This is a genomic window from Halalkalibacter krulwichiae (assembly GCF_002109385.1).
Taxonomy (GTDB): Bacteria; Bacillota; Bacilli; order Bacillales; family Bacillaceae_D; genus Halalkalibacter; species Halalkalibacter krulwichiae.
Window position 1 is genome coordinate 3,563,870 of record NZ_CP020814.1, and the last position, 24,804, is coordinate 3,588,673.

At 40.1% G+C, this 24,804-nt stretch carries 35 protein-coding genes and 1 pseudogene; 9 read left to right on the top strand and 27 right to left on the bottom strand.

Translation table 11 applies throughout. The features are described 5' to 3' along the window. Positions 1 to 82 precede the first annotated feature (82 nt). The 10 genes from BkAM31D_RS17925 to BkAM31D_RS17965 form a co-directional block, all read right to left on the bottom strand. Entirely contained in the window at positions 83 to 472 is a 390-nt protein-coding gene (locus BkAM31D_RS17925; protein WP_066156287.1) for a hypothetical protein, read from the bottom strand. Then, positions 445 to 849, bottom strand: coding sequence for a hypothetical protein (locus BkAM31D_RS17930; protein WP_066156289.1), 405 nt, complete (start codon positions 847 to 849; stop codon positions 445 to 447). Before BkAM31D_RS17930 ends, BkAM31D_RS17925 begins: the two co-directional genes overlap by 28 nt. Then, positions 849 to 1,007, bottom strand: coding sequence for a hypothetical protein (locus tag BkAM31D_RS23680; protein ID WP_157076848.1), 159 nt, complete (start codon positions 1,005 to 1,007; stop codon positions 849 to 851). Before BkAM31D_RS23680 ends, BkAM31D_RS17930 begins: the two co-directional genes overlap by 1 nt. A gap of 483 nt (positions 1,008 to 1,490) precedes the next feature. Next, complete coding sequence (locus BkAM31D_RS17935; RefSeq protein ID WP_066156292.1) at positions 1,491 to 2,036, bottom strand: DUF6042 family protein; 546 nt, start codon at positions 2,034 to 2,036, stop codon at positions 1,491 to 1,493. Further along, the gene (locus tag BkAM31D_RS17940) at positions 2,017 to 2,268 is read right to left on the bottom strand and encodes a helix-turn-helix transcriptional regulator (protein WP_066156294.1); all 252 of its coding nucleotides are present in this window, start codon (positions 2,266 to 2,268) and stop codon (positions 2,017 to 2,019) included. The genes BkAM31D_RS17935 and BkAM31D_RS17940 overlap by 20 nt, the downstream gene beginning before the upstream one ends. 96 nt (positions 2,269 to 2,364) lie before the next feature. Continuing rightward, positions 2,365 to 3,195, bottom strand: coding sequence for a hypothetical protein (locus tag BkAM31D_RS17945; protein WP_066156296.1), 831 nt, complete (start codon positions 3,193 to 3,195; stop codon positions 2,365 to 2,367). Between the two features lie 249 nt (positions 3,196 to 3,444). Further along, positions 3,445 to 3,774, bottom strand: coding sequence for a hypothetical protein (locus BkAM31D_RS23985; protein WP_066156299.1), 330 nt, complete (start codon positions 3,772 to 3,774; stop codon positions 3,445 to 3,447). Positions 3,775 to 4,014: 240 nt separating this feature from the next. Continuing rightward, entirely contained in the window at positions 4,015 to 4,311 is a 297-nt protein-coding gene (locus BkAM31D_RS17955) for a hypothetical protein (protein WP_066156305.1), read from the bottom strand. A 518-nt stretch (positions 4,312 to 4,829) separates the two neighbouring features. Further along, complete coding sequence (locus tag BkAM31D_RS17960; RefSeq protein ID WP_066156308.1) at positions 4,830 to 5,192, bottom strand: hypothetical protein; 363 nt, start codon at positions 5,190 to 5,192, stop codon at positions 4,830 to 4,832. Then, positions 5,180 to 5,422, bottom strand: a complete 243-nt coding sequence (locus BkAM31D_RS17965) for a hypothetical protein (RefSeq protein ID WP_066156311.1) — start codon at positions 5,420 to 5,422, stop codon at positions 5,180 to 5,182. The genes BkAM31D_RS17960 and BkAM31D_RS17965 overlap by 13 nt, the downstream gene beginning before the upstream one ends. Before the next feature lie 148 nt (positions 5,423 to 5,570). On the opposite strand from BkAM31D_RS17965, the gene BkAM31D_RS17970 reads away from it, so the two are divergent. Next, positions 5,571 to 5,786: a helix-turn-helix domain-containing protein gene (locus BkAM31D_RS17970; RefSeq protein ID WP_066156313.1), complete on the top strand. Its 216-nt coding sequence runs from the start codon at positions 5,571 to 5,573 to the stop codon at positions 5,784 to 5,786. Between the two features lie 45 nt (positions 5,787 to 5,831). Here the strand turns inward: BkAM31D_RS17970 and BkAM31D_RS17975 are convergent, their stop codons facing one another. Together BkAM31D_RS17975 and BkAM31D_RS17980 are read right to left on the bottom strand one after the other, a co-directional pair. Further along, on the bottom strand, positions 5,832 to 6,791 hold the full coding sequence (locus BkAM31D_RS17975; RefSeq protein WP_066156316.1) for a tyrosine-type recombinase/integrase: 960 nt from the start codon (positions 6,789 to 6,791) through the stop codon (positions 5,832 to 5,834). A 124-nt stretch (positions 6,792 to 6,915) separates the two neighbouring features. Continuing rightward, positions 6,916 to 7,104 carry a hypothetical protein gene (locus BkAM31D_RS17980; RefSeq protein ID WP_066156319.1) on the bottom strand — a complete coding sequence of 63 codons (189 nt, stop codon included), beginning with the start codon at positions 7,102 to 7,104 and terminating at the stop codon, positions 6,916 to 6,918. Positions 7,105 to 7,607: 503 nt separating this feature from the next. Here BkAM31D_RS17980 and BkAM31D_RS17985 point away from each other — a divergent pair. Beyond that, a complete protein-coding gene (locus BkAM31D_RS17985) occupies positions 7,608 to 7,937 on the top strand; it encodes a hypothetical protein (protein ID WP_066156321.1) in 330 nt (109 codons plus the stop codon). 25 nt (positions 7,938 to 7,962) lie between these two features. Here BkAM31D_RS17985 and BkAM31D_RS17990 read toward each other — a convergent pair whose 3' ends face one another. From BkAM31D_RS17990 to BkAM31D_RS18005, 4 genes are all read right to left on the bottom strand, one after another. Next, the gene (locus BkAM31D_RS17990; protein ID WP_066156323.1) at positions 7,963 to 8,355 is read right to left on the bottom strand and encodes a hypothetical protein; all 393 of its coding nucleotides are present in this window, start codon (positions 8,353 to 8,355) and stop codon (positions 7,963 to 7,965) included. After that, on the bottom strand, positions 8,352 to 8,759 hold the full coding sequence (locus BkAM31D_RS17995; protein ID WP_066156326.1) for a hypothetical protein: 408 nt from the start codon (positions 8,757 to 8,759) through the stop codon (positions 8,352 to 8,354). Before BkAM31D_RS17995 ends, BkAM31D_RS17990 begins: the two co-directional genes overlap by 4 nt. Position 8,760: 1 nt before the next feature. Further along, positions 8,761 to 9,096, bottom strand: coding sequence for a hypothetical protein (locus BkAM31D_RS18000; protein ID WP_066156330.1), 336 nt, complete (start codon positions 9,094 to 9,096; stop codon positions 8,761 to 8,763). Between the two features lie 231 nt (positions 9,097 to 9,327). Beyond that, entirely contained in the window at positions 9,328 to 9,744 is a 417-nt protein-coding gene (locus BkAM31D_RS18005) for a hypothetical protein (protein ID WP_066156334.1), read from the bottom strand. 155 nt (positions 9,745 to 9,899) lie between these two features. Between BkAM31D_RS18005 and BkAM31D_RS18010 the strand changes: the two genes are divergently transcribed. Beyond that, complete coding sequence (locus BkAM31D_RS18010) at positions 9,900 to 10,124, top strand: helix-turn-helix domain-containing protein (protein ID WP_066156337.1); 225 nt, start codon at positions 9,900 to 9,902, stop codon at positions 10,122 to 10,124. A gap of 38 nt (positions 10,125 to 10,162) precedes the next feature. Here the strand turns inward: BkAM31D_RS18010 and BkAM31D_RS18015 are convergent, their stop codons facing one another. Further along, a complete protein-coding gene (locus BkAM31D_RS18015) occupies positions 10,163 to 10,789 on the bottom strand; it encodes a restriction endonuclease (RefSeq protein WP_235820496.1) in 627 nt (208 codons plus the stop codon). Positions 10,790 to 10,912: 123 nt separating this feature from the next. Here BkAM31D_RS18015 and BkAM31D_RS24500 point away from each other — a divergent pair, with 123 nt between their 5' ends. The 3 genes from BkAM31D_RS24500 (at position 10,913) to BkAM31D_RS18030 (ending at position 12,631) form a co-directional block, all read left to right on the top strand. Further along, complete coding sequence (locus BkAM31D_RS24500) at positions 10,913 to 11,557, top strand: restriction endonuclease (RefSeq protein ID WP_257391589.1); 645 nt, start codon at positions 10,913 to 10,915, stop codon at positions 11,555 to 11,557. A gap of 86 nt (positions 11,558 to 11,643) precedes the next feature. Continuing rightward, on the top strand, positions 11,644 to 12,180 hold the full coding sequence (locus tag BkAM31D_RS18025) for a hypothetical protein (RefSeq protein ID WP_157076849.1): 537 nt from the start codon (positions 11,644 to 11,646) through the stop codon (positions 12,178 to 12,180). A 256-nt stretch (positions 12,181 to 12,436) separates the two neighbouring features. Beyond that, positions 12,437 to 12,631 carry a hypothetical protein gene (locus tag BkAM31D_RS18030; protein ID WP_066156344.1) on the top strand — a complete coding sequence of 65 codons (195 nt, stop codon included), beginning with the start codon at positions 12,437 to 12,439 and terminating at the stop codon, positions 12,629 to 12,631. A gap of 69 nt (positions 12,632 to 12,700) precedes the next feature. Here the strand turns inward: BkAM31D_RS18030 and BkAM31D_RS18035 are convergent, their stop codons facing one another. Continuing rightward, positions 12,701 to 13,567, bottom strand: coding sequence for a hypothetical protein (locus BkAM31D_RS18035; RefSeq protein ID WP_066156348.1), 867 nt, complete (start codon positions 13,565 to 13,567; stop codon positions 12,701 to 12,703). Between the two features lie 392 nt (positions 13,568 to 13,959). Between BkAM31D_RS18035 and BkAM31D_RS18040 the strand changes: the two genes are divergently transcribed. After that, complete coding sequence (locus tag BkAM31D_RS18040) at positions 13,960 to 14,526, top strand: recombinase family protein (protein ID WP_066156351.1); 567 nt, start codon at positions 13,960 to 13,962, stop codon at positions 14,524 to 14,526. 351 nt (positions 14,527 to 14,877) lie between these two features. Here the strand turns inward: BkAM31D_RS18040 and BkAM31D_RS18045 are convergent, their stop codons facing one another. The 3 genes from BkAM31D_RS18045 to BkAM31D_RS23990 all read right to left on the bottom strand — a co-directional run bounded on the left by BkAM31D_RS18045 (position 14,878) and on the right by BkAM31D_RS23990 (position 17,260). Next, positions 14,878 to 15,651 carry a helix-turn-helix domain-containing protein gene (locus BkAM31D_RS18045; protein WP_066156355.1) on the bottom strand — a complete coding sequence of 258 codons (774 nt, stop codon included), beginning with the start codon at positions 15,649 to 15,651 and terminating at the stop codon, positions 14,878 to 14,880. A gap of 172 nt (positions 15,652 to 15,823) precedes the next feature. Beyond that, a complete protein-coding gene (locus BkAM31D_RS18050) occupies positions 15,824 to 16,870 on the bottom strand; it encodes a tyrosine-type recombinase/integrase (protein WP_169801126.1) in 1,047 nt (348 codons plus the stop codon). Between the two features lie 231 nt (positions 16,871 to 17,101). Beyond that, complete coding sequence (locus tag BkAM31D_RS23990) at positions 17,102 to 17,260, bottom strand: hypothetical protein (protein WP_169801127.1); 159 nt, start codon at positions 17,258 to 17,260, stop codon at positions 17,102 to 17,104. Between the two features lie 123 nt (positions 17,261 to 17,383). Between BkAM31D_RS23990 and BkAM31D_RS18055 the strand changes: the two genes are divergently transcribed. Further along, entirely contained in the window at positions 17,384 to 18,391 is a 1,008-nt protein-coding gene (locus BkAM31D_RS18055) for a potassium channel family protein (RefSeq protein WP_066156366.1), read from the top strand. Here the strand turns inward: BkAM31D_RS18055 and BkAM31D_RS18060 are convergent. From BkAM31D_RS18060 to BkAM31D_RS18070, 3 genes and pseudogenes are all read right to left on the bottom strand, one after another. Beyond that, positions 18,375 to 18,797, bottom strand: coding sequence for a YugN-like family protein (locus BkAM31D_RS18060; protein WP_066156368.1), 423 nt, complete (start codon positions 18,795 to 18,797; stop codon positions 18,375 to 18,377). The genes BkAM31D_RS18055 and BkAM31D_RS18060 overlap by 17 nt on opposite strands. Positions 18,798 to 18,926: 129 nt before the next feature. Continuing rightward, positions 18,927 to 20,275, bottom strand: a pseudogene (locus BkAM31D_RS18065) (glucose-6-phosphate isomerase). A 142-nt stretch (positions 20,276 to 20,417) separates the two neighbouring features. Further along, positions 20,418 to 21,581, bottom strand: coding sequence for an iron-containing alcohol dehydrogenase (locus tag BkAM31D_RS18070; RefSeq protein ID WP_066156374.1), 1,164 nt, complete (start codon positions 21,579 to 21,581; stop codon positions 20,418 to 20,420). Between the two features lie 202 nt (positions 21,582 to 21,783). Between BkAM31D_RS18070 and BkAM31D_RS18075 the strand changes: the two genes are divergently transcribed. Beyond that, a complete protein-coding gene (locus BkAM31D_RS18075; RefSeq protein WP_034626543.1) occupies positions 21,784 to 22,011 on the top strand; it encodes a DUF378 domain-containing protein in 228 nt (75 codons plus the stop codon). A 91-nt stretch (positions 22,012 to 22,102) separates the two neighbouring features. Here BkAM31D_RS18075 and yugI read toward each other — a convergent pair whose 3' ends face one another. From yugI to thiM, 3 genes are all read right to left on the bottom strand, one after another. Then, complete coding sequence (gene yugI / locus BkAM31D_RS18080) at positions 22,103 to 22,525, bottom strand: S1 domain-containing post-transcriptional regulator GSP13 (protein ID WP_066156376.1); 423 nt, start codon at positions 22,523 to 22,525, stop codon at positions 22,103 to 22,105. A 169-nt stretch (positions 22,526 to 22,694) separates the two neighbouring features. Then, a complete protein-coding gene (locus tag BkAM31D_RS18085) occupies positions 22,695 to 23,831 on the bottom strand; it encodes a DEAD/DEAH box helicase (RefSeq protein ID WP_066156379.1) in 1,137 nt (378 codons plus the stop codon). A gap of 18 nt (positions 23,832 to 23,849) precedes the next feature. Continuing rightward, positions 23,850 to 24,629 (bottom strand): hydroxyethylthiazole kinase, encoded by a 780-nt coding sequence (gene thiM / locus BkAM31D_RS18090; protein ID WP_371807166.1) that lies wholly within the window; start codon positions 24,627 to 24,629, stop codon positions 23,850 to 23,852. Between the last annotated feature and the right edge of the window lie 175 nt (positions 24,630 to 24,804).

Genomic DNA, 24,804 nt, shown 5'->3' on the forward strand with positions numbered 1-24,804 from the left:
ATAAAGCCTGGAGTTAATCCGTGGTCATTATTAGAAGTTACATAAATAGTTAATTGTTTCATTAATATCATTCTCCTTTTAATTAGATAGTTTCGGTGACACTTGACTTACGTTTTTCTGCGTCCTCTAACAAGTCGCAAGCATCTGAATTAAAGAACTTCTGAAGAAATTTAACTTCGAGCTCTTGTTCATTTGCATGCTTAAGTACAGCCTTCAATCGACTTGTTCGCGACATAAGAGAAAGGACGGATCGAAACTTAATCGAATCAAATCCGCCAGGCATCTCGTCGATAAGCTTACACAACGCAAAACGGACACACGCATTTAATGAAGCGCCAGCCATTTCCGTTTCGTATAAACTTGCGATTTTAACCGTTGAATAGTTATTTTCATCGTTCAAGACTCGGTAATCTGCGCCAATGATAAGCGCTTCATCCGTTAGCTTTAGTTCGAAATCGCAGTAGACTCGCATTCTTCAGCCTCCTTATTCGCTCGAGCCGTTTCCTTCGCCTTAAGTACAGGAATCACAGAAGCGACCGGCTTTCCGCGTACTAAACAAGTGACTCTATCGTCATATTGCCGGGCCGCACGTTCAGCTGCTTCTATTACGGCCATTTCCGCGGTATATTCCGAATCATGCCGAGTTGTCCATCGCTTTAACGCTATGATTTCACCTAGCTCCGTTTCTACTTCGAACGACAGAAGATAACCTGTGTCAATCGGTTTAATGCGGTGTTTAATGATAGCCACGCCGTTCACAAAGAATGGTCGGAATCCATCGCGTTCTAAGTAAGTACCGCTCGATCCGCCTAATGTGTGCTCCCTTACCGTATAAACGCAATCAATCATTATCCAGCCTCCTCCGAATTTTTCAACTTATCGAATAGTTTGCTAGTCCAATCGCGACTATCTTTCTTACGTGCGAATTGTTTCTTCTTTAATTCTCGGTGCTGCTTGCTTTGAGGTAAGGCCGCGAAGCGTACTCGTCCAGAATTATTTCGTGCCATCTTCATCACCTCCTTAATTGAGCATTTAGACCACCAATAAGGTTAATACCTTACAAACATACTCGCCTATCTGAGACGCCTTAAATTCACGCAAATAAAGCACTCAGAATGGCTATTTACCGTTCTAAATGCTAAATTCGATACGTGATTTTTCGTTGTATTTCTTGCTATACTCTCGCTGCTTATCCCGACGAACATTTTCTCTGCATTTCGCGCAATATTTCTGACGGTTCGATTTCTTCTCGAATGGTTCGCGACAGCTTTCGCAATAGTCCGCGTTAGCGTCGGTACTACCGAGCGCATTCCAGTAGCGAGCCATAAGTGATTCATCCGAGGGCAGCACGCAATTCTCGAAGTAAGAGCAACGGCCACCGCCTGCTTGAAAATGAACGCAAGTCATATCGCGCAGACATTCCGAGTCGGTGCCAGTGTTAAAAGTAGCGCAGTTAGTTCGGGCGTGTCGTTTTAAACCGTTAATGAGGCTCAATGTATAGCGTCCTCCGATTCGTTAAAAGCAGATCGCCACCTTTCGACTTCATCACCTTTCAAATAATGCTTAATGTGAGGAAATGGATTAATCGTAACGTCATAGTAATCGGTTCCTTCTTTCTTAAATCGTTGAATCATACCTAACTTCTCACCAAGTTCAATACATTCGCGAATTGTTTGCGGATAATAGTAACCAGATTGTTCTAAAACCTTTTTGCGTTCAGTCTCAGATTCTAACTCTTCAAGAAATAATTCTCGTTTTTTCTTACCGCGAATATCATCGACACCCTGACTAAAATTAAAGAATAATTGATCGTTCTTTTTCTTTGCTAATGGATAATGATAATCTTCAATTGCTTTAATTGTTCCTTCTGCGTCCAACCCTTCGTATGCATAATTCATAACTTCCACTAAAAATACGATAGCTGTAGGAGGTAAGAATGCGCCCCAGCCGTTATGCATAAATCCGTTTGGTATTGGAACAGTCCCTTTCGGTAGGTGGCCACTTGCTTTTAGTGTTCTAGCGGTTTGAACTAACATCAAACTCCCCCTTTTTAAATTCGTCGTAAATACTGTTGATACGCTCGAGTTTTTCATCTGTTAACTCTAATTCATGCGAAAGTCGAAGCATTAGACGATCTGTCAAACGCCTTTTACCTTTTTCGATGTTACATAGGTGAGCGTCAGTTACGTTTAGCAAAGCTCCCAATTCTCCAAACGTCAGGCCGTAAACTTTTCTGACTTTCTTTAGTTGTAATGGCGTCAATTTCATTTGACTCCCTCCTTTGTTAGTTTTTATTAGCAAAATGGGCATAAGAAAAGGCGGATATCCCGAAGGACTCCGCCACAAAAATAAAGACGCTTGTCATTAGACAACCGTCGGTAATTGAATATTCTCTTCTACACTATATACGTGATTGAGTTCCATAAGCATATCCTCAACCGACTCTACTTCTTCCCTTGTACCATAAACCATCGCGAGGTACCACTTAAGCATTGGTCCCGAAATTCTGAATCTCTCTACATGCCCGCTTAATTCTTTCGCTTCAGCATTTGTGTAATTACTGCCTCGTACTTTTATTCGATGTCCGTCTGGATTATCGCCAGTTGGTGCTTTCGGCTCAACCTTTATATCGTTCGCTTGTTTATTGAGAATGTGTTCATATTGACGCATGGTTAGCGTGTTTCTTTTCTCGCGCTTCTCTTTATTTTCTTCGCGGATTTCCTGGAATGCTTCGGTCGGTAAGTATGTACCGTACTTTTTAAACTGGCGCGTGGCTCGCTTCTGCTCTTTTCTGCAACCCTCACCGCAATATTTACTATTTTTACCTGCTGCTTCAGAGCACTTCCAACAGGCGCAAACTATTTCACCGTATATTGTAGTCTCTGGAATATAGCCGGTATACTCGAGTTCTAACGCTTCCCACTCTTCGCGCGTCTTATGAATCGCTTCTGCTCGTTTCTTATTCTCATCTGCTTTCAATATCGCGTTAGTGAAGCCCTCTATCTCCTTACGCGACCCTTCGTAGACCACGCCTTTTTTCGCTTTCGGCTGGCGCTGCTTTGCTGTTACAGCGTCCATCTCCTGAAGTTCTAACGCGATGATTTGACTACTTACTCTAACAACCGCTTCGGGCGCAGCGTACTTACTACCGACCATTTTAAAGATCTCCTTCGCTTTCTTTTCGAGTTTTGACACGTAATCCCCTCCGATTCAAGTTAGCGGAGTGCACAAAATCAACAGTCCGCTTCTTCTCTTACTTTTATCATTTCATTCTTTTCGCAATAATGTATTAGATAGTAATTGTCTGCGTGTCCTTTAGGGCGCGCAATGTTTTATTGCTTACTTAATAGTTGCTTACTTAATAGTTGCTTACTCTACGTTGGTTTTGTACGTGTTAGGAGTGTTGATTTCATACATTCCGTTATGTACGTTTTCAACAGTCCATTAAATTCCAGCATTTCTAAGCGTTATTTCTTCCTGAATTTTCTGCAATTCTGCTCGCTGTCTACGCTCCCGATCTTCTAACGTTCTCTTTTCAAGCTCCGCTAACTTTGCGAAGAACTCCGAAACTTCTGCTCCATACTTCTGAATGAATGCGTCACGGTCTAATGGATCGTATACAATAAAATAGTCCTTATTCGGCACAGTGGGCGACTTTTTCACGTCTACAAGTCCAACTTCGCGCAACTTTTCTAATCGTGAATTGAATGCCGACCGGCCGAGCCCCGACTGTAGCTGCATAAATTCCCGAGAATGCCAAACGATCCAACGCATATCGGAGTCGCCTGAGTTACGCCATGACCGCATATATGCATAGAGCCCGACTGTTGTTGCGTCAAAACCGTCCAGCAACGTATATAACCTTACTAATGTATTAGAAATGCGGGAAAATCCGGTCGGATCGCCAAAATGCTTCGTTAATTTGCTCCGGTGTAAATTTGTTCATTGTTATCTCCTCCGTTTTATTAGATTAATAGCCGACACACCGCGCGAGTCTGCCGGCAAACTCTTGGTTTACTCACTTTCTGTTTCTGTATCAATAACAACCTCGGGTAGCACGAACTGAAAGCAACTACACATACCCGAGTATATCTTCCCTTTGTTTTTTTCTAGCTCGTAAAAATCTACCGAGTTTTCGATGAAAAGCTTTAATATTTCATCTTCACTTAAATCTTTTGCCACTGGGGGACACTCGGGATTCTCATAGATTAACTTTGTGAATTCGCCATTCTCAACAACTAAAAATGCGTAGCCAGCACCCTTATATTGATCTTCAACCGCTGTTCCTGCTAAATTGTAATGTTCTAACATTAAAATCGCTCCTCTTCGTTATGTTTTATTTACCGCGCAACCCTCCGGCGGGTCCTTACCTTCATCGGATTGCTAAAAAACTCCTCAACAGATAATACGGCTCTCAAACCCTTGAGTGGGAATTTAATTTTTCACCCTATACTATAAAAGACAATTCAAACCTTGAAATTAAACACTTTTTCAGCAAAAAATTTTTTTACCTCTACACTACCTAACGGTTGCCGAAGTCGGTCTCACACATTTTTCGCAGAAATAAGTAAAAAAGTTTTAAATTTTCTTGACAAATAAGAACATACGTTCTATTATTAGATATAGAAAGACACACCGAATAAGACCTACTGCTTTAGGTTTGAAATTTCGGTGCTATGTAGCGGACGGCCCCGCCTAATGGTCATCCGCGTTTTATGAGACGCGATAGATTGCCGTCTACCGCGACCGATATCGTCCACGTTGCCGCGCAGACTTTTCCTCCTACGGTGCCATGAGAGCTGCCACTCTCCCGTAATCATCGGAATTGTTTAACGTTGTAACAAGCGATCTAAGCCGAGATTTACGTCTTCAGTTCTATCGAAGAAATAAAGCAAGTATTCGTACAAACTAACCGCGCTCAGACGGTCCATAAAAGTCTTGAGCGTGTCCAGGTCAAGCGGGTCCCGATAGCCTAATTCCGCTAAGTGAATCCGCGAGTATTCGGTAACATTGTAAATGTTTGATTTCCAATCGTATTCCGCCTGAGACATCGTTAGTTCTCCGTTATTGTTATAAAAGACTTGTCCGGTTTCAGACTGAAAAAAGCCGGGATATTCGTGAATATTGACAGCATTATCGAGATCAGGCACTTCAAGTCGAACAGTCACCGGTTTAAATTTTAAGACGCACATACAAGCTCAACCCCCTCTACACCATTAATATCGAAATCAAACTCTTCTAGAATTTCCGTTTCTACGTATGCTCCGCCAAGCATCGCGTTAGAACTAACAAATCCAGTTTCGACAAAGAAACAACGAAAGTCTTCATAAGAGATTACTTTACTCTCACCTTTTTGCGGTAAAGTAACAACAAAGCTAGTAATAGCAGATACATAATGAAAACCGACAAATAATTTTTCCATAGTTAAAGACCTCCAATAAGTGGTAGAATAATAGTAATGTTAGATAGTTGACTTGTCTAAATGTCAACATCCTGACCTGTTAATTACATATTATACCTGCTCGGACAGGATGTCAACATCCTGACGAAAAATAATTGGGGGAATTTTTATGATTAAATGCAGATTAGGGGAAATCATGGATCAAAAGGGTTTTTCGAATAAGGATGTCGTTGAATTAACCGGAGTTAGCCGAAACACGGTCAAAGGATTCCAATCAGACGCATCTAAGCGTATTGATTACGATACATTAGATAAGCTTTGTAAAGGCCTAAACTTAAACCCAGGCGATTTATTAGTGCATATACCTGACGAGGACGCTGAGTAATGGCGTTCTTTTTATTTGCACAAAAAACCACCCTTAAAAGAGTGGTTAGCTCAGCAATTTATCAGCTATTGAGAATTTCTTATGTTCAGTTGTTATATCGTTACCATACACACTGTAATAATAACGAAGTTGATTTAATGTACTATGACCAACTATTTCCTGCAATACAAATAAATTCGCTTCAGCTTTGATAGCAAATTTAACGAAAGTGTACCTCAAAACGTGGGCAGAGCATGGCCCCTCAATATTGGCATCTTTTGCATAAGTTGTTATCCATTCTGTAATTTTCCTCTTCGAAAGAGCTGTGTTGTCTACAGTTACAAATAGGGCTTCCTCATCAATATCACCGCGTAACTTAATATAATCTTGTAGCTTTCTTTTCATTTTCTCTTGAAATGGTACAAAACGTTGTTTTCGGTTCTTAGTATGAGAGACTAAAATTAAATTCTCTTCAAAAATTACATCCTTCACCTTTAAATTTGCCAATTCAAAACACCTAATGCCTGTCTCTAAAAATAATAACAGTATGCAAAAATTTCTAATGCCAACAAAGCTAGACTGGTCAGGCTGCTCCAACAGATTCTTTATTTCACTCATAGTAAGAGTAGGTTGTATTCTTTTCTCAGTTTTAAGTAAAACAATTGAACTCATCGGGTTAGAAAATAAGTAATCCTCACTGTAAAGAAAATTAAATAACCTTTTCAATGCCCTTAATCTAGAATTAATTGCTGTTATAGTTTTTCCCTCTCCACTCATATAATCTATAATATTTCTTCTTATAATTTTATCAGTGATTTTATTAATGGAGGTATCAACCTTCTGTTTCTCAAGTATCTTTTTCGCTGCATTTAGTTCATTACGGTAGAATTTTACCGTGTGGCTTCTTAAATTCTTAATTTTGCAATGCTTTAACAAAATTTCAATAGCACCATCAAAGGTGTTAACTGTTTCTATTCCCATTGACTTTAATTGTTCCTCAGTCAGTTTATTCTTTCTTCGTACCATTTTAACAACCCCTTTCCTTTTTTCTTTATTTACAATAATTCTGCGTAATAAACTCGTTAGATCACCGTATTTTTTTCGTTAATTATCGCAAAAATAGAAAACCCCGCTTTGGCGGGGTAATTCTTTAATCCGTAGTGATCCGATTGTGCACTCTATTTAATTTCTCGACACCGCGCTCCATCATTTTATTAGCGTAATCAAGCTCGCTGTCATCGCCAGTTTCAATAGCGTTCGATAACATATCAAGCGAAGCCTCAATGTCTTCTAGAGCGTCTAAATAGTCGACATTAAACGATTCATACTTAGGCGGCACTTCTTTATTACGAGCCTCGACAATTAATCCGTTAGTTCCTCGCGATAAAATTCAGATTTCCACATATCATTATCCGCGTAAACTTCTATGTGTTCGCCGATTTTCACAATAGTATTTCGAATAAATGGATTGTTTATGTCGTATAAAGTGCTATAAATATCGTCCTCGCTAGGTTCCTGCGCTTCCTCAACTTCCTCGACCGCTTCATCTGGGCGATAGTTTCCTCAGTTATAATCCTGCTAAATGACGGTGATAGTATCGCGCGCTAGTATACAACACGCAGCTTTAAGCGAGATGGCGAAAACGTATCGAATTAGATCATATTTTGCTTATAGCTGACGCATTAGATATCACAGAACATTCGAGAAATTATCGACTTTAAGTGAAGTAATACCACAGTAGTACATAGAAACTTCGAGTAGTACCGGTGTAGTACAAAATTTCGCGTAATTAGACAAGACGTCCTCGAATAAACTAAGTAAAACGTTACGGAGGGGATAGGTATGAGCGTGGAAAGAGTATTATTACCTAAGAAAGTTGCACTAGCTCTAGAGGCCGTAATTCACGATAGAGGAAAAGCATGGAGTCGTAATATCCCAGGCATGTCAAATGCTTCGAAATCAAATCGCGACTTTAAAATCCTAATTGATTATATAAAAAATAACGAAACCGGCCTAGAGAGACTACAAGAGGCGACATACGTCGGATATAGAATCGATGCATCTCCGGAAGAAAAGCTCGTTTTTTATTATAATGAGGCGGATTTCTTTGAAAGAAAAGGCATCGAGAAAACATTAGAAATTCTCGAAATTAAAATCGACGGTATTAAGTAAGGCGCCCATAGTGAGCGCCCTTTTTTTATTCGACCAGCAAGTCGATAATATCGTACTCAATAAACGCATCAGAGCGGCTCTCATCGGTCAGAAAGTCGAATAGAGAAATATCACGCAGTTTATTCATAACGTTCCATACTCCTACGTCATTTGGCTCTAAGTGCGTGCTACCTAAATCGACCATACAATGCGAGCAGTAGTAATGATCGGCCTTTTCCGCGGGTGATACTTTCGCGAAGAACAACGTACGAGTCCCGGTTTGGTTCGGTACAAAGAATACAGCGTGTCGTTTGTCGCGAAGGATAATGCCAGTGTACTTCTCGTATTCTCCTAATGTACCGCCCTCAACTAGTACGTAGGCGCGGTCGATTCCCTCAATAAATTCTCTATTCTTAAAGTCTATCGGTAAGAAGTTCATAGCGCTGCCTCCGTTCCTTTCGTTAACTTTTCCGCTAAATCCAATTCGCAAGAGTAAACCGCGTATTCATTCATTAACGCCAGTAGCTCAAGTCCGTTCATATTCTGTAAATTATTTATAAGCCGCTTAAGTGCGAAGCAGTCGAACGGCTTTATAGACCGCCCTATCTCCACATCGCCGCTTACTACCGTGTAAAATTCTCCGAAGCCTACCGGTGAAACTTCTGACATGACGATAATATTTGCGTCGGGGCGCTCCTCTATATAGATTGCGTTCTTTCCATCTTCTAAGAGAACGCCAGTATAACCTTTATAATTTTCGTCCAAATTTATATCGATAAGTACGGTAATTGTTTCAAGCCCTTCTATAACACTTCTATACTGATAATCCACGTTTAAATTCATATTAACCCCTCCCGCTTATTAGTAAGTTAGCGATAACCTTAACCGACTCAAACTCGCGCTTCAGGCGATAATAGTCCGCCTTACTAGCGTCAAGTTTTATTTCTGCTAAAACTACCTCGCGATACTCTTGCTTAGTCTGCGGGTACATTTCGGATGCCCGTTCCTTTTCATTTCTACCTTTTACCTTTTTGTTAAGAACTAGCTCCGCTTCTCTTTCAAACAGGGCGCGTTTTGCCGAATCTAAACCTCTTAATGCCGCGAAGAAGGTTCGCTCTACTTCCTCAATTTGCGCGGGAAGCTCATTCAATCTATTAATGACGTCATTGATGTTTTTCATAGCTGATTCCTCCATTCTTCGACGGGAACAATGAGGTTCCCTAGAAGGTTATTCATAGACTCTTAAAAAATTGCCAGTACACCGAAAACAAGTACTAGACGTCATAGAATAAAAATTATCAAAACTATTCCGCCCATTACATAGATAAATGTCAACTCATCGTCTGTGAACCACCGCGTCTTTACTAGATACGTTTTGTACTTGCCGGGAACCTTAACGAGTTTTATCGGCCTACTGTATGAATAGCTTGATACCTCCGTTTGGCTGCCGCACTTGGTGAACCTCCCCAACTCGTCGCGATTCCTGTTCGACACGTCTAACCTCGACCGGCTTTTCCTCTCGTCTGATTTGCGCTTCACCGCCATGTGTGACGTCCCTCCCTTCTTCCCTATTTACGGGGCTTTGCTCCAGCCATACCGCGTGATCCGAGACGCTCCATTTAGGGCGGGGCATAGGGACGTCTTTCATATAAGGCTTTAATAGTGTTGCGTAATCATCCGAGTGAGCTGCGATAAATAGTGCCGCGCGAATAAGTTGGTTGCGATCGAGTTTGGTCGCCCGAAATAGATCGTTAACATAGTCGCGGTAAGAAGCATCATAGCGTACGGTCGGGCGATAGACGTCCTTCAATTTCCGTTGATATACCATAGTTTCAGCCTCCCTCTAGTAAAGTGACGTCCTGGGCTGACGTCCTTGATAAGAGTCTATGCAGCACCGCTTGTCCATTGTGTCACTTTTTTGCGCAAGGTTTAAAAAATGACTTTTTGGACGAGAATATCTAAAAAAGATAAGAGGTGATTATAATGGCATTCGGACTAGGTAAGCCGCGCTCAAAATTCGGAAAGAAATTAGATAAGGAAAAAATTTCGCAGTTGGAATTGGAGAAAGAGGCGAATTTAAGTCGAGGTACAATTTCGAAGTTATGTAACGATGATTCATATAGACCGAAATACGTAACGGAGTCAAAAATAAAAAGAGCTTTAGCAAAACTTGGTGCAAAAAAACCGGACAGATTTTTCGATGCATAAAAAAAGACCTCCAGTAGTTTTGGCGGTCTTTTGAATATCTAAATTTCTGAGTTTAACGGCTTAAAATTATTTGTTAATAACTCAGTCTCTTCATCTAAAATTTCTAGCCACATATTTACCAACTCTTCACCATTTATTAAAGTAATATCAAGACCATCAGCATAATTTCTAGCGTTATCATTAAAGTCACTTGTGGTTACTAAATAGCCACCCACTGCATTATATTTCACCATATTTGAATGAAGTAACGCTATTGGTTCATAACATAAATCTGACTTATAACATTTCACTTGAATAAAATATTGTCCTTCTTCTCTTCGATTTTCTATGTCAACTCCAAAGTCACCACTAGCAGAACTAACATAAACATCTCCACCGAATTTGCGTTGAAAGATATCCGCCACAAAATGTTCGAATGCTATCGGGTCTTGCTTGATAAATAGTTCAGTGTATTTTTTAGCATTATTGCCATCATCGATATCTTCCTTTTTAAATCGTAAGTATAACCCCATTGCTAGTGTTTTACGTAAGTCTTCGTTATTCTCTACTTTATCAATTATCAATTCATTAAGCTCCTGGTGCATTTTCTTGTAACGTAATAAGTGCACAACAGAAACTATTGATATTAGTAATGCGGCTACGATAATTATTGTTTGTATTCCCATTCATACCACCTCCACTATAAGTATAAACAGGTTTAGTTACCTCCAAACAGAAACACGAATTTACTTTTACATAATTTTCTGCTAATAGGACAAACTATCGACAATTCATACGAAAGGTTGTTGATGATGTTGGCCAGCAGACGACGACGAACGCGCAGAAGTAAGAAGACGGGTTATTCTACTATTGGAGCTTTTTTATTTGTAGGCATTATCTATCTTAAAACCTTAATTGATTCGAACCCGGGCGCAGCAACCGCAGTACTCCTTATATTACTCGCATCTCCTTTTCTATACTTCGCAATTAAGAAATCGATCATCTACCGCAACTACCGCAATGTTGATATCGCAAAAGTCGATAAGATGACCGGCCTTGAGTTCGAGGAATATCTCGCTCCACTATTTGAGATACACGGCTATTCCGCGAAAGTAACACAGGGTTCAGGTGATTACGGAGCCGATTTAGTAGTAAGTAAAAAGGGCGTAAAGACTGTCGTCCAGGCCAAGCGTTACAGTTCAAATATCGGAGTGTCTGCCGTACAAGAAATTGCCGCAGCCAAGCCGTTTTACCATGCGAGGAAAGCTATGGTCGTAACGAACCAATATTTTACGAAACAGGCGAAGAGTCTAGCGCGCGCCAATGGTGTAACGTTGGTTGATCGCGATTCATTAATGGCAATGATTAACGGGGCTTATCGCTATGAAAGGAATACTGCGTTGATTGATCGAGTGAAGGCGTTGATTTCGTTTAGACGTACCGAAGGTGAGTAATTTCCAGAAAATGGTTTCGTTACAAAACTAATAAATTTCTCGCACTAAGCAAATCACTAAGAAATAAGACTTACTAGGAGGTTACAATGATGGGAGAAAGAACCTATTTAACTTTAGGGAATCACACTGGGATAGATATACACATCGAGATTACTGGAGATGTTCACACAGGACATTGGGGCCCTCATCAAGTAAATAATAATCATAGTCCTCAAGTAAAATCGAGAAAAGTCGCGTTTGGTAATAGAGCCAGATACGATATTAAAGTTTGGAAAAATGACAATGGTCAACCAGGTACTTTTATAGGATCTTTCAGTCACCATGTCAGATATAATCTTGCTGGAAACAGAGACCATTTAGAATTCATAATAACTAACATAAACGGAAATTCCTATATGAGAGTGTTGTCATTAAGAGAATCTGGTGAGGAAGTTATTAAATTTTTACTTGGTTCTATAGGTGTGGAGAGGCATCTTAGTCCACTAGGTACAGACCGTTCAATAAAAAATCGCGAGGAAATCTTAGAAGTATTAAAAGGAATTCAAAAAAAGCTTAATGAGCTTACCGACCATTTAGTCTACAACGAAACTGAATATATGGAAGAACGAGAATATGAAAATTAGTTCCTAAAAGACATGATTATTAGTATATAAGCCGCCATTATAGGACCGACCGATTAGTTATAAAACTTTTTATAATGAGCGGCGTCAATTACACCTTATTTATATCTTCTTTGGTAAATCCTTTGGAAGTACCTCTGCATTTATCTTCATTACAATGTATGTTCGTATATAAGTCATTAATTACGAATATGACGATGTTTGGTTGACTGGCTTAAAGATGCGTTCGGTTGGTTATTAGCGTTTGAGGATGGTAACTTTGCGGGAGTTATGGGAGCTTGGAGTGCCGGCTGACATTCGCGCAAAAGTATACGGAATGGCTGCCGACTTAAAAACTGGCGAGAACGATAAATTCATATATTTCGATAAGGAGTCGCTTAAGTGTCGTGTTAAGTATCGTAATTTAACAAAGGCGAGACTGTTGCGATTGCCGAGTTTTGTAGAGTTCGCTTAAGGGCGGGCTCTTTTAAATATATTTTTGCCTTTTTGCCTTATAACAAGAGCGTTTATATTTAACTGTAAATCACTTAAATGGTTTTAATAAAGCATCTGCATTGATATTTTTATGAAGCCTCCAACAAATGAAACCCAAATCCTCTTCAACATGATCCTTTAACTTCTTATTAAATTTATCATATGTCCAGCTTAGTAATTCATCGATCTCGTACAGTAATTCAAACATATATTTGTAACAATCCTGGCTAAATTCACCTGTATGTTTTTTGGCATATTCTTCAATCGAGCGAGTTTTCATTTCTACTTCTGTAATCTTTAATAACCCGCTCCTTTCCCCTAATGTATCGTTATTTACATGCATTGCATTCTCAAAGAGAAATTTAGCTGTGCTACCGAAGCAGAAGTCTTCTAAAAATTTATACAATTTGATTATTGATAAAACTCCATACACTTTGTCCTTATTAATATTAACACCTAATTTCTCACTTAAATCAATATACTCATGCAATACTTCATCAAACACAGCCAATCTAGCATAAAATTCTTGAGATGCTTGATATGGGTCTTTGGTAGCTTTTTTACCTTGTTCCATTTTAAGTTTGAAATTAAGTTCACTAAATTTGTATTCTTCATAAATACCTAACAATTTAATGTTAATGTAGTTTATATTTTTTTCTAGAAGGCCCATCAATGCTTCTAAAAGTGAATCCGGATCAGGTTTCCATCCCATATTCACACCTTTTCTATAATCACTTTCAGTATAAATGTAGTTTACAATTTTAAAAGTTAAGGGTGAATATAGATTTTGATACTTCTCCTTAAGAAATTTGTCAACTTCTCTCTTTTCTGTCAAACGGTGGGATAAGTATTGTGCTGTACCCGCTGCACCAAAGGCTCCTGCTACAGATAAAAATATAGTCCAATCGAAACTCATAGTAATTACCGCCATATAGTTTTTTTCATAATAATAGCCTCACATTATGTATAAAGTCAACGAATATCACGGGGAGTACGTGTTGTATGTATAAAATTTTCCTCTTAAATAGTTACCGTTTCAAACGTTAATTTCAGTGCGCAGATTTTAGTGGCGCTTGGCGAGGTGAATTCGCTAGGACTACCGCCCCCCTTTCGATGGACCCTCGGATTTAAAATTTTGTAAGAAAGTTTTGCGTGCCTGGTGAGGTGGTTCCCGCTGACTACAGCCGGGGGGCCTTCTCGCATTTTATCGGTATCATAACTTAAAAGTATTGACACCATATGCACGATGTTATAGTATCAGTATATAGATCGGTGTCATAACTTATATCCAAAAATGAGGCGATTAAAATGACGAAGTTTGGTTACGCAAGAGTATCGACAGCAGGACAGTCACTCGAAGCACAGGTGGAGGCACTACGCGAACAAGGGTGTACCGTTATATACGAGGAGAAGTTCACCGGCACTAAGGCGGACCGCCCCGAATTCCAAGCATTACTCGCGAAACTAACTGCGGGCGACACGCTAGTCGTTACGAAGCTAGACCGCTTTGCCCGCTCTACCGTGGACGGCATACAGACGGTTAGGGCGCTATTCGAGAAGGGCGTTAAAGTGCATATCCTTAATATGGGCCTCGTAGAAGATACGCCGACTGGTCGCCTAGTCTTTAATATTATGAGTTCATTCGCAGAGTTTGAGCGCGATATGATCGTAGAACGTACGCAAGAAGGTAAAGCCATCGCCAAGCAGCGAGACGACTTCCGCGAAGGAAGACCGAATAAGTTTACGAAGAAGCAGATGGATCATGCGCTCTCTTTACTTGCGGAAGGTAATAGCTACACAAGGGTCGCAGATATGACCGGCATAAGCAAGAGCACGTTAATAAGAGCGAAACGTAAGGCGTCCTCACAGTCATAAGGGCGTCTTTTTTGCGTGTACTTGCCCCCTCGAGGTTTGGCGCATACGTCCGTCCTGAACGCCCTGGCTGATAAATACGATACTCTTCGGAACCCCTCCGAACTCACTCATGTAACGTTTTATCACGCCTACTTACGCAAAAATGACGAGTTTCTTCATATATGTATATACAAGTTATCATCGCTGTTACAACGATACTCTTCCGACAGTCTTTACGTGCTTAATCGCTCATTAGTCCGATACTCTACGCTGTCCATATTATAAGTAATTATCCCTTAAAACGTACACTTCGCCCTTACCCGTACTCATACGTTCTATTACGCTACTCATATATAATGTATTTATGACCCATTACGTACACTTTTCCAGCCATCCGAACGCACCACTCTCCGCAGCTACTTCTTTTCTGCGCTCCTGGATTAAAACTCGATAGATTGCGCCATAATAATAACCGGCGAAGCTCTTTCGGATGGCACCTCGCTTCCACGCGAAAACAGACGTCTTGAACGTCCGTATAACGACATCCAGTACGCTATCAACGGAAGAGTCTAGCCCGCTCTTATCGTATGCAATCGAGACTCTACGCCATAGCTCGTAGATTTTATTCGCACCAAAGAACGGCTTACAAGCGGAAATGAATCGGTCAGGTACGTTATCAGGCGTATAGGACGAATCTAGTGCGTCTATTACGTAGTTATTTAGTTTATTAGATATTGCGGTTTCTTTTAGTTCCGAACCCTTTTGCGCCTTACTCTCGCGCTCATTTCCGGACTCTTCACGACTGGACATTTCCGCCTGGACAACTGACTGAATCACGCAAATATCGTAACCACGTCCGCCCTTTTCGCGAATAGTAGGGACACGCATAATAATGCCGACCTCTTCTAGCGTCTTGAGCGCCCTTCTAGCGGTCTTTTCACTTTTATCGATCAATTGGGCTATCGTGGCCGCTTTCATCCAAGAAACGCCGATTACTTTACATGAATAACGCGATAGAAGCTTAAGCACGGTAACGGCCGTCTTATTCAATTTGTCCGCGTAATAATAGAGTGCTTGGCGGACAGCTTCGTTCAGGTCGTCCATGCTGCGGAATGACTGGTATTGTTCGTACTCGTCGTAATACATAAACGGGCTACTCCTCTCAAGTAGAGCGCACCACTAACGAATGTACGTTCGGTCCAATGGACAGACTGATTGCGTATTGACTTGTCCGGTTTTTTTGCGGTAAACTTACATTAGGCGATGTGTTTTACCGATCGAGAGACAAGTGCTTTCGTTAGGTGGAGCACTCTTTTTTTTATATTTTTCGCGGCTTATTTAGCTTTCCTATAATATTGTTTAGAGGCGAGAACTGCTCATGAGACGCCGCAATACTTCTACCAGTTAAATGTGTATATCGCATTGTCATCCGTAAATCCGCATGCCCAAGTATAGTCTGAAGAGTCCTTAAATCTCCTCCCTGTTCTAAAAACCATGTGGCACCTGTGTGTCTAAATAAATGAGGATTAAAATGCCTTCTCATCCCCATCCTTTTTGCATACCGCCTTAATTGATTCCTAAAATGATTCGCTTTTAACGGCTCACCGTGATTCGCTAAAAATATGAAATCAGTATTAAAGGTTTCATTCTCCGCAATCAATTCTTGTATTAACTTTCCGGTTCTTCTCTGGAAAGGTGCTATGCGCGCAATACGGCTCTTTGTTACTTCAGCCCTTATCCGCACAAAGTTACCCTCAAAATCAAAATCATGACGTCGTAAAAGTAGTGTTTCATTTATGCGACAAAGAGAATCTAATAAGAAATTTGCAATCACGTAATCCCTAAATTCGGAGTACTTCCTTAAATTTAACGAAGCAAAGAAATTACGTACCTCATCAGGCGTCATTATGTCTATTGGTTTTTCAGTGTGTTTAACGCTTTCTATTTGGTCTAAAGGTGATTTGTCAATTACGCCCTCTCTAACAATAAATTGATAAATTTGACGTAACGTTTTCAGTACATCGTTAGCAGTTCTAGGTTTTAGACCAACCTCCATATGCTCTTCTTTCTTAAACGGATGGCCCCCAAATTTCACATGATCTTCTAACATGTAAATAATAAAATCACGAAAATCATCCACGTCTAACTTTTTAACATTAAGGTCGACATCATTAACCTCGCTATAACGTTTAATAACACTAAAGTGGAAATAATAGATCGATATTGTCGCTTTGGAGCGTCCAGCGGCTTTCTTGGATTGGACGAATTTTTCGAATAGTTCGGTCAGATCGGTAGTTGCCTTGTTTGTGACAACGCTTGAGCGAAATGTCTTTCTTTTGCGTGGCTTTTCGGAGTTAGTAAACACAAAAACGCCTCCCATCGATTAGATAGAAGGCGTAGTTATAACGTTGATTTATATGAGCGCAACGTCACGGTAAGTCACCGTAAAGTCATCGCTAAGTCACCGGAGCTTGTACGGTGAAAGTATCGGAATCCATTCGGGGTGCTGCCAGCGTGGCGCTCTCCCAGCTGAGCTAATGCCCCGTTGCCTACCCTAATTATAGAGCTTTCTCCTTTAATGAACAAGCATTTTCTTTTAAAAAATTAACTCAAGCAACCACCACAGGATTCCAGCTGCGACTGCGATAACAAAGGAGCTAATCACCATCTCCATCGTGATCTTGCGGTGTTTGACAAAATCAAATACGAGCCAGCCACAAAAAATAGCAAATGCAAACACAATTGTAGAAATCATAACCATTTCTCCTCTTTCCTTTTGAACGTTCTCATCATATCAAGGATTGATTGTCCCAGCAAGAGATTGGTTATACTATATGTATAATTTGGAAGTTGTTTGATTTTGAAATGAGGTGTACACATGTCGCAATGGGTTCTTTTACGAACACTTTTTGCACATATTCCCCTTCTCGTGAAACTCGCATTCACGGTATTACTATCTGGAATTGCCGCAGGGGCTATTGTTCATGTACTAGAACCGTCTAAATTTCCTACGTGGTTTGATGGCATTTGGTGGGCATTTGTTACCGTATCAACAGTAGGCTACGGGGACTTTGTACCAGAGTCTACAACGACAAGGCTACTTGCCATTTTGCTAATTTTTGCCGGCGTTGGCTTCATGACGCTGTTAGTGACATCCTTCGCTGGAGCTGCTGTTCAAATAAACCAATCAACGAGAGAAGGCGGTGTCTCTTTTTTAGGGGAAGGACATATTATTATCATCGGCTGGAACGAAAGAAGCCGTCATACGATCACAACGATAAAAGAAGAAAAACCACATACAAAGATTGTTTTGATTGATGAGACGTTACAAGAGTTACCAAACGCATATAAAGGAATTCATTTTGTTCGAGGGAATAGTAGCGAAGATGCCGTGTTGAAGCAAGCTAATATCGGTCTAGCCTCCACTGTTTTAATTACAGCAAGTCATCAAGGTAATGAATTTACTGCCGATGCTTTTTCCGTGTTAACAACACTTGCAGTAAAAGCACAAAATCCGTCTGTGTACACGATCGTTGAATTGCTTACTAGAGACCAAGTTGTCAATGCAACTCGGGCTGGAGCTGATAAATGCATCAGCTCCACTCAATTAACAGGTGATATCCTAACTTCAAATGTTATTCACCCGAACACAAGTGAGGTGATAAGCAAATTATTTGAATTCGAGAGAATGAGCTTATTAGAAATTCGACCGATTCATGAAAGAATGGTTGGAAAATCATTTGTATCATTATTATCGGAAACATATAACAGTGGTTACTTACCTTTAGGAATTAAAAGAGGCGAGCAGATGTTAATCCATCCACACGCCACTCTTGTCATTGAAGCCGATGACGAATTAATTATCATTGCTAGTCAAGCAAAGTAAGCTCAAGCTCTTCAATTAAACTTGTTGCCGTCGGCATATACTTTTGATCAATCGTACCATCTTTTTCTACCGGCTCTTGGAATTGATTAATCGAACTGTTCCAAGTCATTCTTACTAATCCATTAAAGACATCTGGATTGTCGTCTAGACTATCTTGATACTTATGGTTCAAAAGAAATGGGGTACCTACTTGTACGGTTACCCCTCTTTGTTCTAGCTCACCGTCAATTGCTCGAAAAGGAACGCGTAAAAAAGTGTAACCATTTTCATCATCTATTTTGTAGTCAAAATAACCATGGTCATACTCCCAGCCCCCTCCAATGGAGTAGCCAAGAGGCTTAAGTTTATCTTCTAGCTCTTTTAACTTAAATTGTTTCCCTTCTACTGTAGATTGAAGAGTGATCATCGCCCTCATCCTTTCACAGACATTCTCTGTTAAAGGTAGTGTGTCACTCTTCACCTTTTTTTATGTACGAGCACAAAAAGAGGAACCGAACGGCCTCTTAGCTAGGCGTCGGTTCCCTTTTTCCAATGCTTATTTCAAACGAGCTTCTAGCTCTGCTTTTTCTTTTTCGAATCCTGGCTTACCAAGTAAAGCAAACATATTTTTCTTGTATGCTTCTACGCCTTCTTGATCAAATGGATTCACCCCAAGTAGGTATCCACTAATTCCAACTGCTTTTTCAAAGAAGTATACTAAATAACCGAAATAGTACTCGTTCAACTCAGGAACGTTAACAATTAAGTTCGGTACGCCCCATCTGTGTGCGCAAGCATCGTTCCTTGGAACGCTTTTTTGTTTACAAAGTCCATCGTTTCACCAGCAAGATAATTCAAACCATCCAAATCGCTTGCCGCTTCTTCAATCGTTACATGCTCACGTACCTTTTCGACATGAATGATTGTTTCTATTAAGTCACGACGGCCGTCTTGAACATATTGACCCATTGAATGAAGATCCGTTGAAAAGTCTACAGAAGCAGGGAAAATTCCTTTTCCATCTTTCCCTTCACTTTCTCCATATAATTGCTTCCACCATTCTGAAACAAAATGTAATGATGGTTCGTAGTTGACCATCAATTCAATTGTTTTTCCTTTATTGTAGAGCGCATTACGAACAACAGCATATTGGTATGACTCGTTTTCAGGTAGATTAGGATTAGAAAAGTCTTTGCTAGCAGCTTCTGCCCCCTTCATCATCGCTTCAATATCAAGACCACTTACTGCAATCGGAAGCAAACCTACTGCTGTTAGCACAGAGAAACGTCCTCCAACATCATCAGGTACAACAAATGTTTCGTATCCTTCTTCTGTTGCTAATGTTTTCAATGCACCTTTTGCACGGTCTGTTGTTGCATAAATACGTTTGCGAGCTTCTTCTTGTCCATATTTCTTTTCTAAATAATCACGGAAAATACGGAAAGCAATTGCCGGTTCTGTCGTTGTTCCTGATTTTGAAATGACATTGACCGAAACATCTTTTCCTTCAATCAAATTTAATAAATCTTTCACATACGTTGAACTGATGTTTTGTCCCACAAAGAATACTTGTGGTGTTTTACGTTCTTCTTTTGACAGATTATTATAAAAAGTATGATTTAACGCTTCAATTGCCGCACGTGCTCCAAGGTAAGATCCACCGATTCCAATAACAAGCAAGACATCAGAATCACTTTTAATTTTTTCAGCAGCAGCTTGAATTCTTGCAAATTCTTCACGATCATAATTAGTGGGAAGGTCAATCCAACCAAGAAAATCACTTCCTGCTCCTGTTCCATTATGTAATGCTTCGTGTGCAGCTGTGACAGCTCCTTGCATGTAGTCAATCTCATGTTGATTGAAAAATGTTAATGCCTTTGAATAATCAAAGCGTACTTTTTCCATTATGTCATCCTCCATACATTGAATATGTTTCTCTCCTATTTCACTTTATCGAATGAAGCTCAAAGAATCAAGCTTTCTACGCATCATTTACGCCTCTATGACGATAATAGCTTCGGTTCGACATAATTCTTCGGGTTGCTCCTTATAAAGACGCTGTTAATATCGCAACGACATCGTCTTTTGTTAATGGTTTAAAGTTTCCAAATGGACCTCGATAGGAAGCAAGGTCTGCCATACGGTTGATTTCGCTTTGGTCAATGTTGTAATCAGCTAATCGATTAGGCGCACCAAGAGATGTCCAAAATGCAGATAACTTCTCAATTCCTTCTAAAGCAATTTCTTCGTCTGTTTTCCCAGTCGGTTCAACCCCTAAAACTCTTGTAGCTAATTGGACATGACGCGGTATACGTTCTTTCAACGTATGCCGCATCCAGTTAGGAAATAAAATGGCCAAGCCGCCAGCATGAGGAATATCATATACAGCTGATACTGCATGTTCAATATTATGAGTTGCCCAATCACCTTTTAATCCCATTTGTGTAATTCCATTTAACGCCATTGTTCCGCAATACAAAATCGTCTCACGGTATTTTTCATTTTCTAGATCGTCTAAGAGCTTTGGCGCTGTCTCCATAACAGTAAGTAAAATGGATTCCATAATTCGATCTTGCAGGGGTGTATTCTCTACTTTATGGAAATATGCTTCAATGACATGACTCATTATATCAACCATGCCGTATACCGTTTGATCCCTTGGAACAGTCACCGTATTTTGCGGGTCAAGAATAGAAAATTTAGGAAAAGCATGTGGTGTACTCCACCCTACCTTTTCTTTTTCTTCCCAATTTGTAATCACTGATCCTGAGTTCATTTCTGAACCAGTTGCAGCAAGCGTAAGAACGGTTCCTAACGGTAAGGCATCGCTAGCTGTCATTTCTTTCTGAATAACCTTCCAAATATCTCCTTCAAGTTTAGCGCCAACGGCAATTGCTTTAGAAGCATCAATAACACTCCCTCCACCTACAGCGAGTATTAAATCAATTTGCTTTTCACGGCAAAGGTCAATTCCTTTATAGACAGTCGATAATCTAGGATTCGGTTCAACCCCTGCAAGTTCCGTAATCGTAACTCCTGATTCGTTTAAACTTTTGATAACCTGGTTATACAAGCCGTTTTTCTTTATACTTCCACCACCATAAACGAGCAGAACATTTTCACCAAATTGTCTAACCTCTTCGGCCAGCGCTTCATTTTGCCCTTTTCCAAAAATCAATTTTGTTGGGTTTTGAAACACAAATGCATCCATCCACAATTCCTCCTTTATTCTTCTTTCCCCATTATTGCCAAACTCTTTGCAATTGTAAACGATTGGCACTTAGAGCAATTGCATATTTTTTATTCGTTCAAGTCATGCTAAAGGATGAAACACAACACCCGTTAGTTGGGCAGCGACATTGTAGTCAAAGCGCTAATAAGGTGTTTACTTTTCAAACTAGGAGGTGAATGATGTGAGCGGTATTCAACGTACAGCATTAGTTCTAGCGATTATTGGTGCAATCAACTGGGGACTTATCGGTTTCTTCCGTTTTGACCTAGTTGCAGCTATTTTCGGCGGTCAAGCAGCAGCTTTCTCACGTGTAATCTATGCCCTAGTTGGTTTAGCAGGTCTATATTGTATTTCGATTCTATTCAAGCCAGATGAGGAGCTTGAGCGCGTTCCTGAAACACAACGTTAAGATGATGGCTGATGAAGGTCTAACTCATTTCGAGTTAGATCTCTTTTTATGTAAAATAAAAAACACCCAAGGTGGGTGTTTTTTTAATTATTTATTTCTTTGCACGTTTGTTAAGGTCAGCTTGAATTTCATTTGATTGCTTTAACCATTCTTTTAACTTGTCTTCTAGCGTATTGAAACCTTGTTGCTGTTGCTTTTGTGCTTGTGGTTTACGTGCACCACCAGCAGCTTGAGGACGAGGTTTGTTAGCAGGACGAGCAGGACGCTCAGGTGCTTCTTGAGTTGCACGGATTGAAAGTGAGATTTTTCCAGACTCCTCTTCCACATTCATGATTTTCACTTTCACTTCGTCTCCAACTTTAAGAACATCATTGATATCCTTAACGAATCCGTGTGCTACTTCTGAAATATGAACTAATCCTTGTTTTTTCTCATCTAGCGCTACGAACGCACCAAAAGGCTTGATGCCAGTAACTTTTCCTTCTACGATATTTCCAACTTCGTAATTTGACATATACTATACAACTCCTAAATAATTTTTAACCTTTTAATATTAACATAACTATTTAGTTTACGCAAAAGAAGAAGCATAAATCTTATCAATAAAACGATCTTTCTATAAGGAAACAGAGGGAATCTTTACAAAAAAAGCACAAAGAAAAAATTCTTAGTGCTTTTTTGCTTTATTTCATGATTAGATTTCCTCTAGTTAACATGGTTTCTTTAAGTTCAATTTTTAAATCTCGGCGATATTTATCTACCTTATATTCACTTTTGCGATCGACAATCGTTAAAACCTTTCCACTTTTGCCCATTCGACCCGTTCTACCGGCACGATGTAAATAGCTATCTGAATTGGCCGGAGCGTCTAACTGAATAATATGTGTCACATTATCAATATCGAGACCTCTAGCCGCGACATCCGAAGCAATAAGAATATGCGTTTCTCCTTTATGGAATGATTTTAGCGCATGCTCCCTTTCGTGCTTGGACTGATCTGAAGAAAGTGCGAGTGCTTTAATTCCTTTATAAGAAAACTTCTCTGCTGTTTCAGCGACTTTTTCTAATTGATTTACAAAGACGATTCCTTTTTCAATGTTCTCAGCATGAATGACTCTTCTTGCTACATCAATTTTATCTCTTTCGTCTGCACGGATGTAAAGGTGATCAACATTTTCTGTATGGACTAAGCCACCCTCAGCTTCAACTTGTACAACAAATGGCGCTGCCGCTGCAACTTGTTCTGAAAAGTCTTTTGGGATTGTTGCCGAAACAAATAAAAATTGTGTTTCTCTACCTGCCCGTTTCGCAATTTGTATAGTTGCTTCCCACGAAGAATGCTCAGCCATCATTCTGTCTGCTTCATCAACGGCGACGACTTGTACTTCATGAAGCTTTAATTTTTTCATTTCAATTAATTCTAGAAGTCTTCCGGGTGTCCCTATCGCTAGTTGCGGCTTTTGTTTCTTTAGCTTTTCTACTTGACGTTTAATATTGGCTCCACCAATGTAAGATCCAATGATAATCGGTTCTTTTTCCGTTAAACTTTTGGCAACATCGACAACTTGCATAGCAAGTTCTTGCGTAGGAGCAAGGACAATAACCTGTAGTCCCTTTTTCGCAACATCGATTTTTGTTAGAGCGGGTAACAAATAGGCAAGGGTCTTACCTGTTCCTGTTTGCGATCGTGCGATTAAACTTTGACCTTCTAATGCTTCTGGTATCATTTTAGATTGAATATCAGTCGGCTCTTGTATTCCTTGTTCTCTTAATGCATCTTTTAAAAATGTAGGTAATGCGTCAAATGAAAATGTGCTCATATCATCCCTCTTTCTCTTCTACGCCTCAGTTCGGCGAAGTTCGTCAACATCTTGATCGGTTAAGGTAAATAAACAGTTAAGAAAAGCTTCCTGAAAAGAGCCAATTCCTTTTTCCTTCGTTTTTTCGTAAGCCTTTTCTCCTGCAATCCCAAAATAAGTAACGGCCTCTTTAGCGGCATTGACTAGATCTTCACGGCCAACAGCTGCAAAGGATGCAACCACTCCACCTAACAAACAACCGGTTCCAACCACTTTTGTTAACCATGGGTGCCCATTATAGACCGTATGTACAATTGATCCATCCGTAATGACATCGACCTCACCTGTCACAACGACCGTACAGGAAAAGTGAAGAGCTGCTTGTTTTGCAAGCTCAATCTTATCACCTTCCATCGAGCCGTCTACCCCTTTTACATTTGCCTCCACGTCAACAAGTGATGCAATTTCTCCTGCATTTCCACGCAATATCGCAACATCGACTTCATCAAGAATCCGTTTGCTCATCGATGTTCGAAAAGTTGTGGCACCTGCACCAACTGGGTCCATAATAACAGGAACTCCTGCTTTATTCGCTGCTTTTCCTGCCAATACCATGTTATCTATTTGTTCAGAAGAGAGCGTTCCTATATTTAGCAACAATGCACCTGCTATGCTAGCTAAATCAGCAACTTCCTCTTTTGCATAAGCCATAACTGGTGAAGCCCCTAAAGCTAATAGTCCATTGGCCGTAAAGTTCGTGACAACAACATTTGTCATGCAATGAACTAACGGATTTGTTTCTCGAATTTGCTCTAGCATGTTTATCATCACCTTCCAACAAAAGTTCACATGTAAAAATCTTACCTTTTTTCCTTCTCGAAAACAAATCTAAATTTTTTCTGACGATTATGTATACTTTTGGAAAAATTGCGCATACTAACTATTACAATCGTATTCCCCCTACGAATTCAGGCAAGAGCTCAAGCTCTTGCCC

Bases quoted from the DNA above. Each gene is read 5' to 3' on its own strand.
- BkAM31D_RS18040 (WP_066156351.1), top strand. From the start codon at position 13,960: ATGACGAAGTTTGGTTACGCAAGAGTATCGACAGCAGGACAGTCACTC.
- BkAM31D_RS17935 (WP_066156292.1), bottom strand. From the start codon at position 2,036: ATGTTAGTTCAAACCGCTAGAACACTAAAAGCAAGTGGCCACCTACCG.
- BkAM31D_RS17930 (WP_066156289.1), bottom strand. From the start codon at position 849: ATGATTGATTGCGTTTATACGGTAAGGGAGCACACATTAGGCGGATCG.
- BkAM31D_RS17940 (WP_066156294.1), bottom strand. From the start codon at position 2,268: ATGAAATTGACGCCATTACAACTAAAGAAAGTCAGAAAAGTTTACGGC.
- BkAM31D_RS18025 (WP_157076849.1), top strand. From the start codon at position 11,644: ATGATGGGAGAAAGAACCTATTTAACTTTAGGGAATCACACTGGGATA.
- BkAM31D_RS23680 (WP_157076848.1), bottom strand. From the start codon at position 1,007: ATGGCACGAAATAATTCTGGACGAGTACGCTTCGCGGCCTTACCTCAA.
- BkAM31D_RS18000 (WP_066156330.1), bottom strand. From the start codon at position 9,096: ATGAAAAACATCAATGACGTCATTAATAGATTGAATGAGCTTCCCGCG.
- BkAM31D_RS17985 (WP_066156321.1), top strand. From the start codon at position 7,608: ATGAGCGTGGAAAGAGTATTATTACCTAAGAAAGTTGCACTAGCTCTA.
- BkAM31D_RS23990 (WP_169801127.1), bottom strand. From the start codon at position 17,260: ATGATTTCTACAATTGTGTTTGCATTTGCTATTTTTTGTGGCTGGCTC.
- BkAM31D_RS24500 (WP_257391589.1), top strand. From the start codon at position 10,913: ATGATGTTGGCCAGCAGACGACGACGAACGCGCAGAAGTAAGAAGACG.
- BkAM31D_RS18045 (WP_066156355.1), bottom strand. From the start codon at position 15,651: ATGTATTACGACGAGTACGAACAATACCAGTCATTCCGCAGCATGGAC.
- thiM (WP_371807166.1), bottom strand. From the start codon at position 24,629: ATGCTAGAGCAAATTCGAGAAACAAATCCGTTAGTTCATTGCATGACA.
- BkAM31D_RS17955 (WP_066156305.1), bottom strand. From the start codon at position 4,311: ATGTTAGAACATTACAATTTAGCAGGAACAGCGGTTGAAGATCAATAT.
- BkAM31D_RS18005 (WP_066156334.1), bottom strand. From the start codon at position 9,744: ATGGTATATCAACGGAAATTGAAGGACGTCTATCGCCCGACCGTACGC.
- BkAM31D_RS18060 (WP_066156368.1), bottom strand. From the start codon at position 18,797: ATGATCACTCTTCAATCTACAGTAGAAGGGAAACAATTTAAGTTAAAA.
- BkAM31D_RS18070 (WP_066156374.1), bottom strand. From the start codon at position 21,581: ATGGATGCATTTGTGTTTCAAAACCCAACAAAATTGATTTTTGGAAAA.
- BkAM31D_RS18015 (WP_235820496.1), bottom strand. From the start codon at position 10,789: ATGGGAATACAAACAATAATTATCGTAGCCGCATTACTAATATCAATA.
- BkAM31D_RS17990 (WP_066156323.1), bottom strand. From the start codon at position 8,355: ATGAACTTCTTACCGATAGACTTTAAGAATAGAGAATTTATTGAGGGA.
- BkAM31D_RS18010 (WP_066156337.1), top strand. From the start codon at position 9,900: ATGGCATTCGGACTAGGTAAGCCGCGCTCAAAATTCGGAAAGAAATTA.
- BkAM31D_RS17965 (WP_066156311.1), bottom strand. From the start codon at position 5,422: ATGGAAAAATTATTTGTCGGTTTTCATTATGTATCTGCTATTACTAGC.
- BkAM31D_RS18055 (WP_066156366.1), top strand. From the start codon at position 17,384: ATGTCGCAATGGGTTCTTTTACGAACACTTTTTGCACATATTCCCCTT.
- yugI (WP_066156376.1), bottom strand. From the start codon at position 22,525: ATGTCAAATTACGAAGTTGGAAATATCGTAGAAGGAAAAGTTACTGGC.
- BkAM31D_RS18085 (WP_066156379.1), bottom strand. From the start codon at position 23,831: ATGAGCACATTTTCATTTGACGCATTACCTACATTTTTAAAAGATGCA.
- BkAM31D_RS23985 (WP_066156299.1), bottom strand. From the start codon at position 3,774: ATGCGTTGGATCGTTTGGCATTCTCGGGAATTTATGCAGCTACAGTCG.
- BkAM31D_RS17960 (WP_066156308.1), bottom strand. From the start codon at position 5,192: ATGTGCGTCTTAAAATTTAAACCGGTGACTGTTCGACTTGAAGTGCCT.
- BkAM31D_RS17975 (WP_066156316.1), bottom strand. From the start codon at position 6,791: ATGGTACGAAGAAAGAATAAACTGACTGAGGAACAATTAAAGTCAATG.
- BkAM31D_RS17995 (WP_066156326.1), bottom strand. From the start codon at position 8,759: ATGAATTTAAACGTGGATTATCAGTATAGAAGTGTTATAGAAGGGCTT.
- BkAM31D_RS17970 (WP_066156313.1), top strand. From the start codon at position 5,571: ATGATTAAATGCAGATTAGGGGAAATCATGGATCAAAAGGGTTTTTCG.
- BkAM31D_RS17925 (WP_066156287.1), bottom strand. From the start codon at position 472: ATGCGAGTCTACTGCGATTTCGAACTAAAGCTAACGGATGAAGCGCTT.
- BkAM31D_RS18035 (WP_066156348.1), bottom strand. From the start codon at position 13,567: ATGAGTTTCGATTGGACTATATTTTTATCTGTAGCAGGAGCCTTTGGT.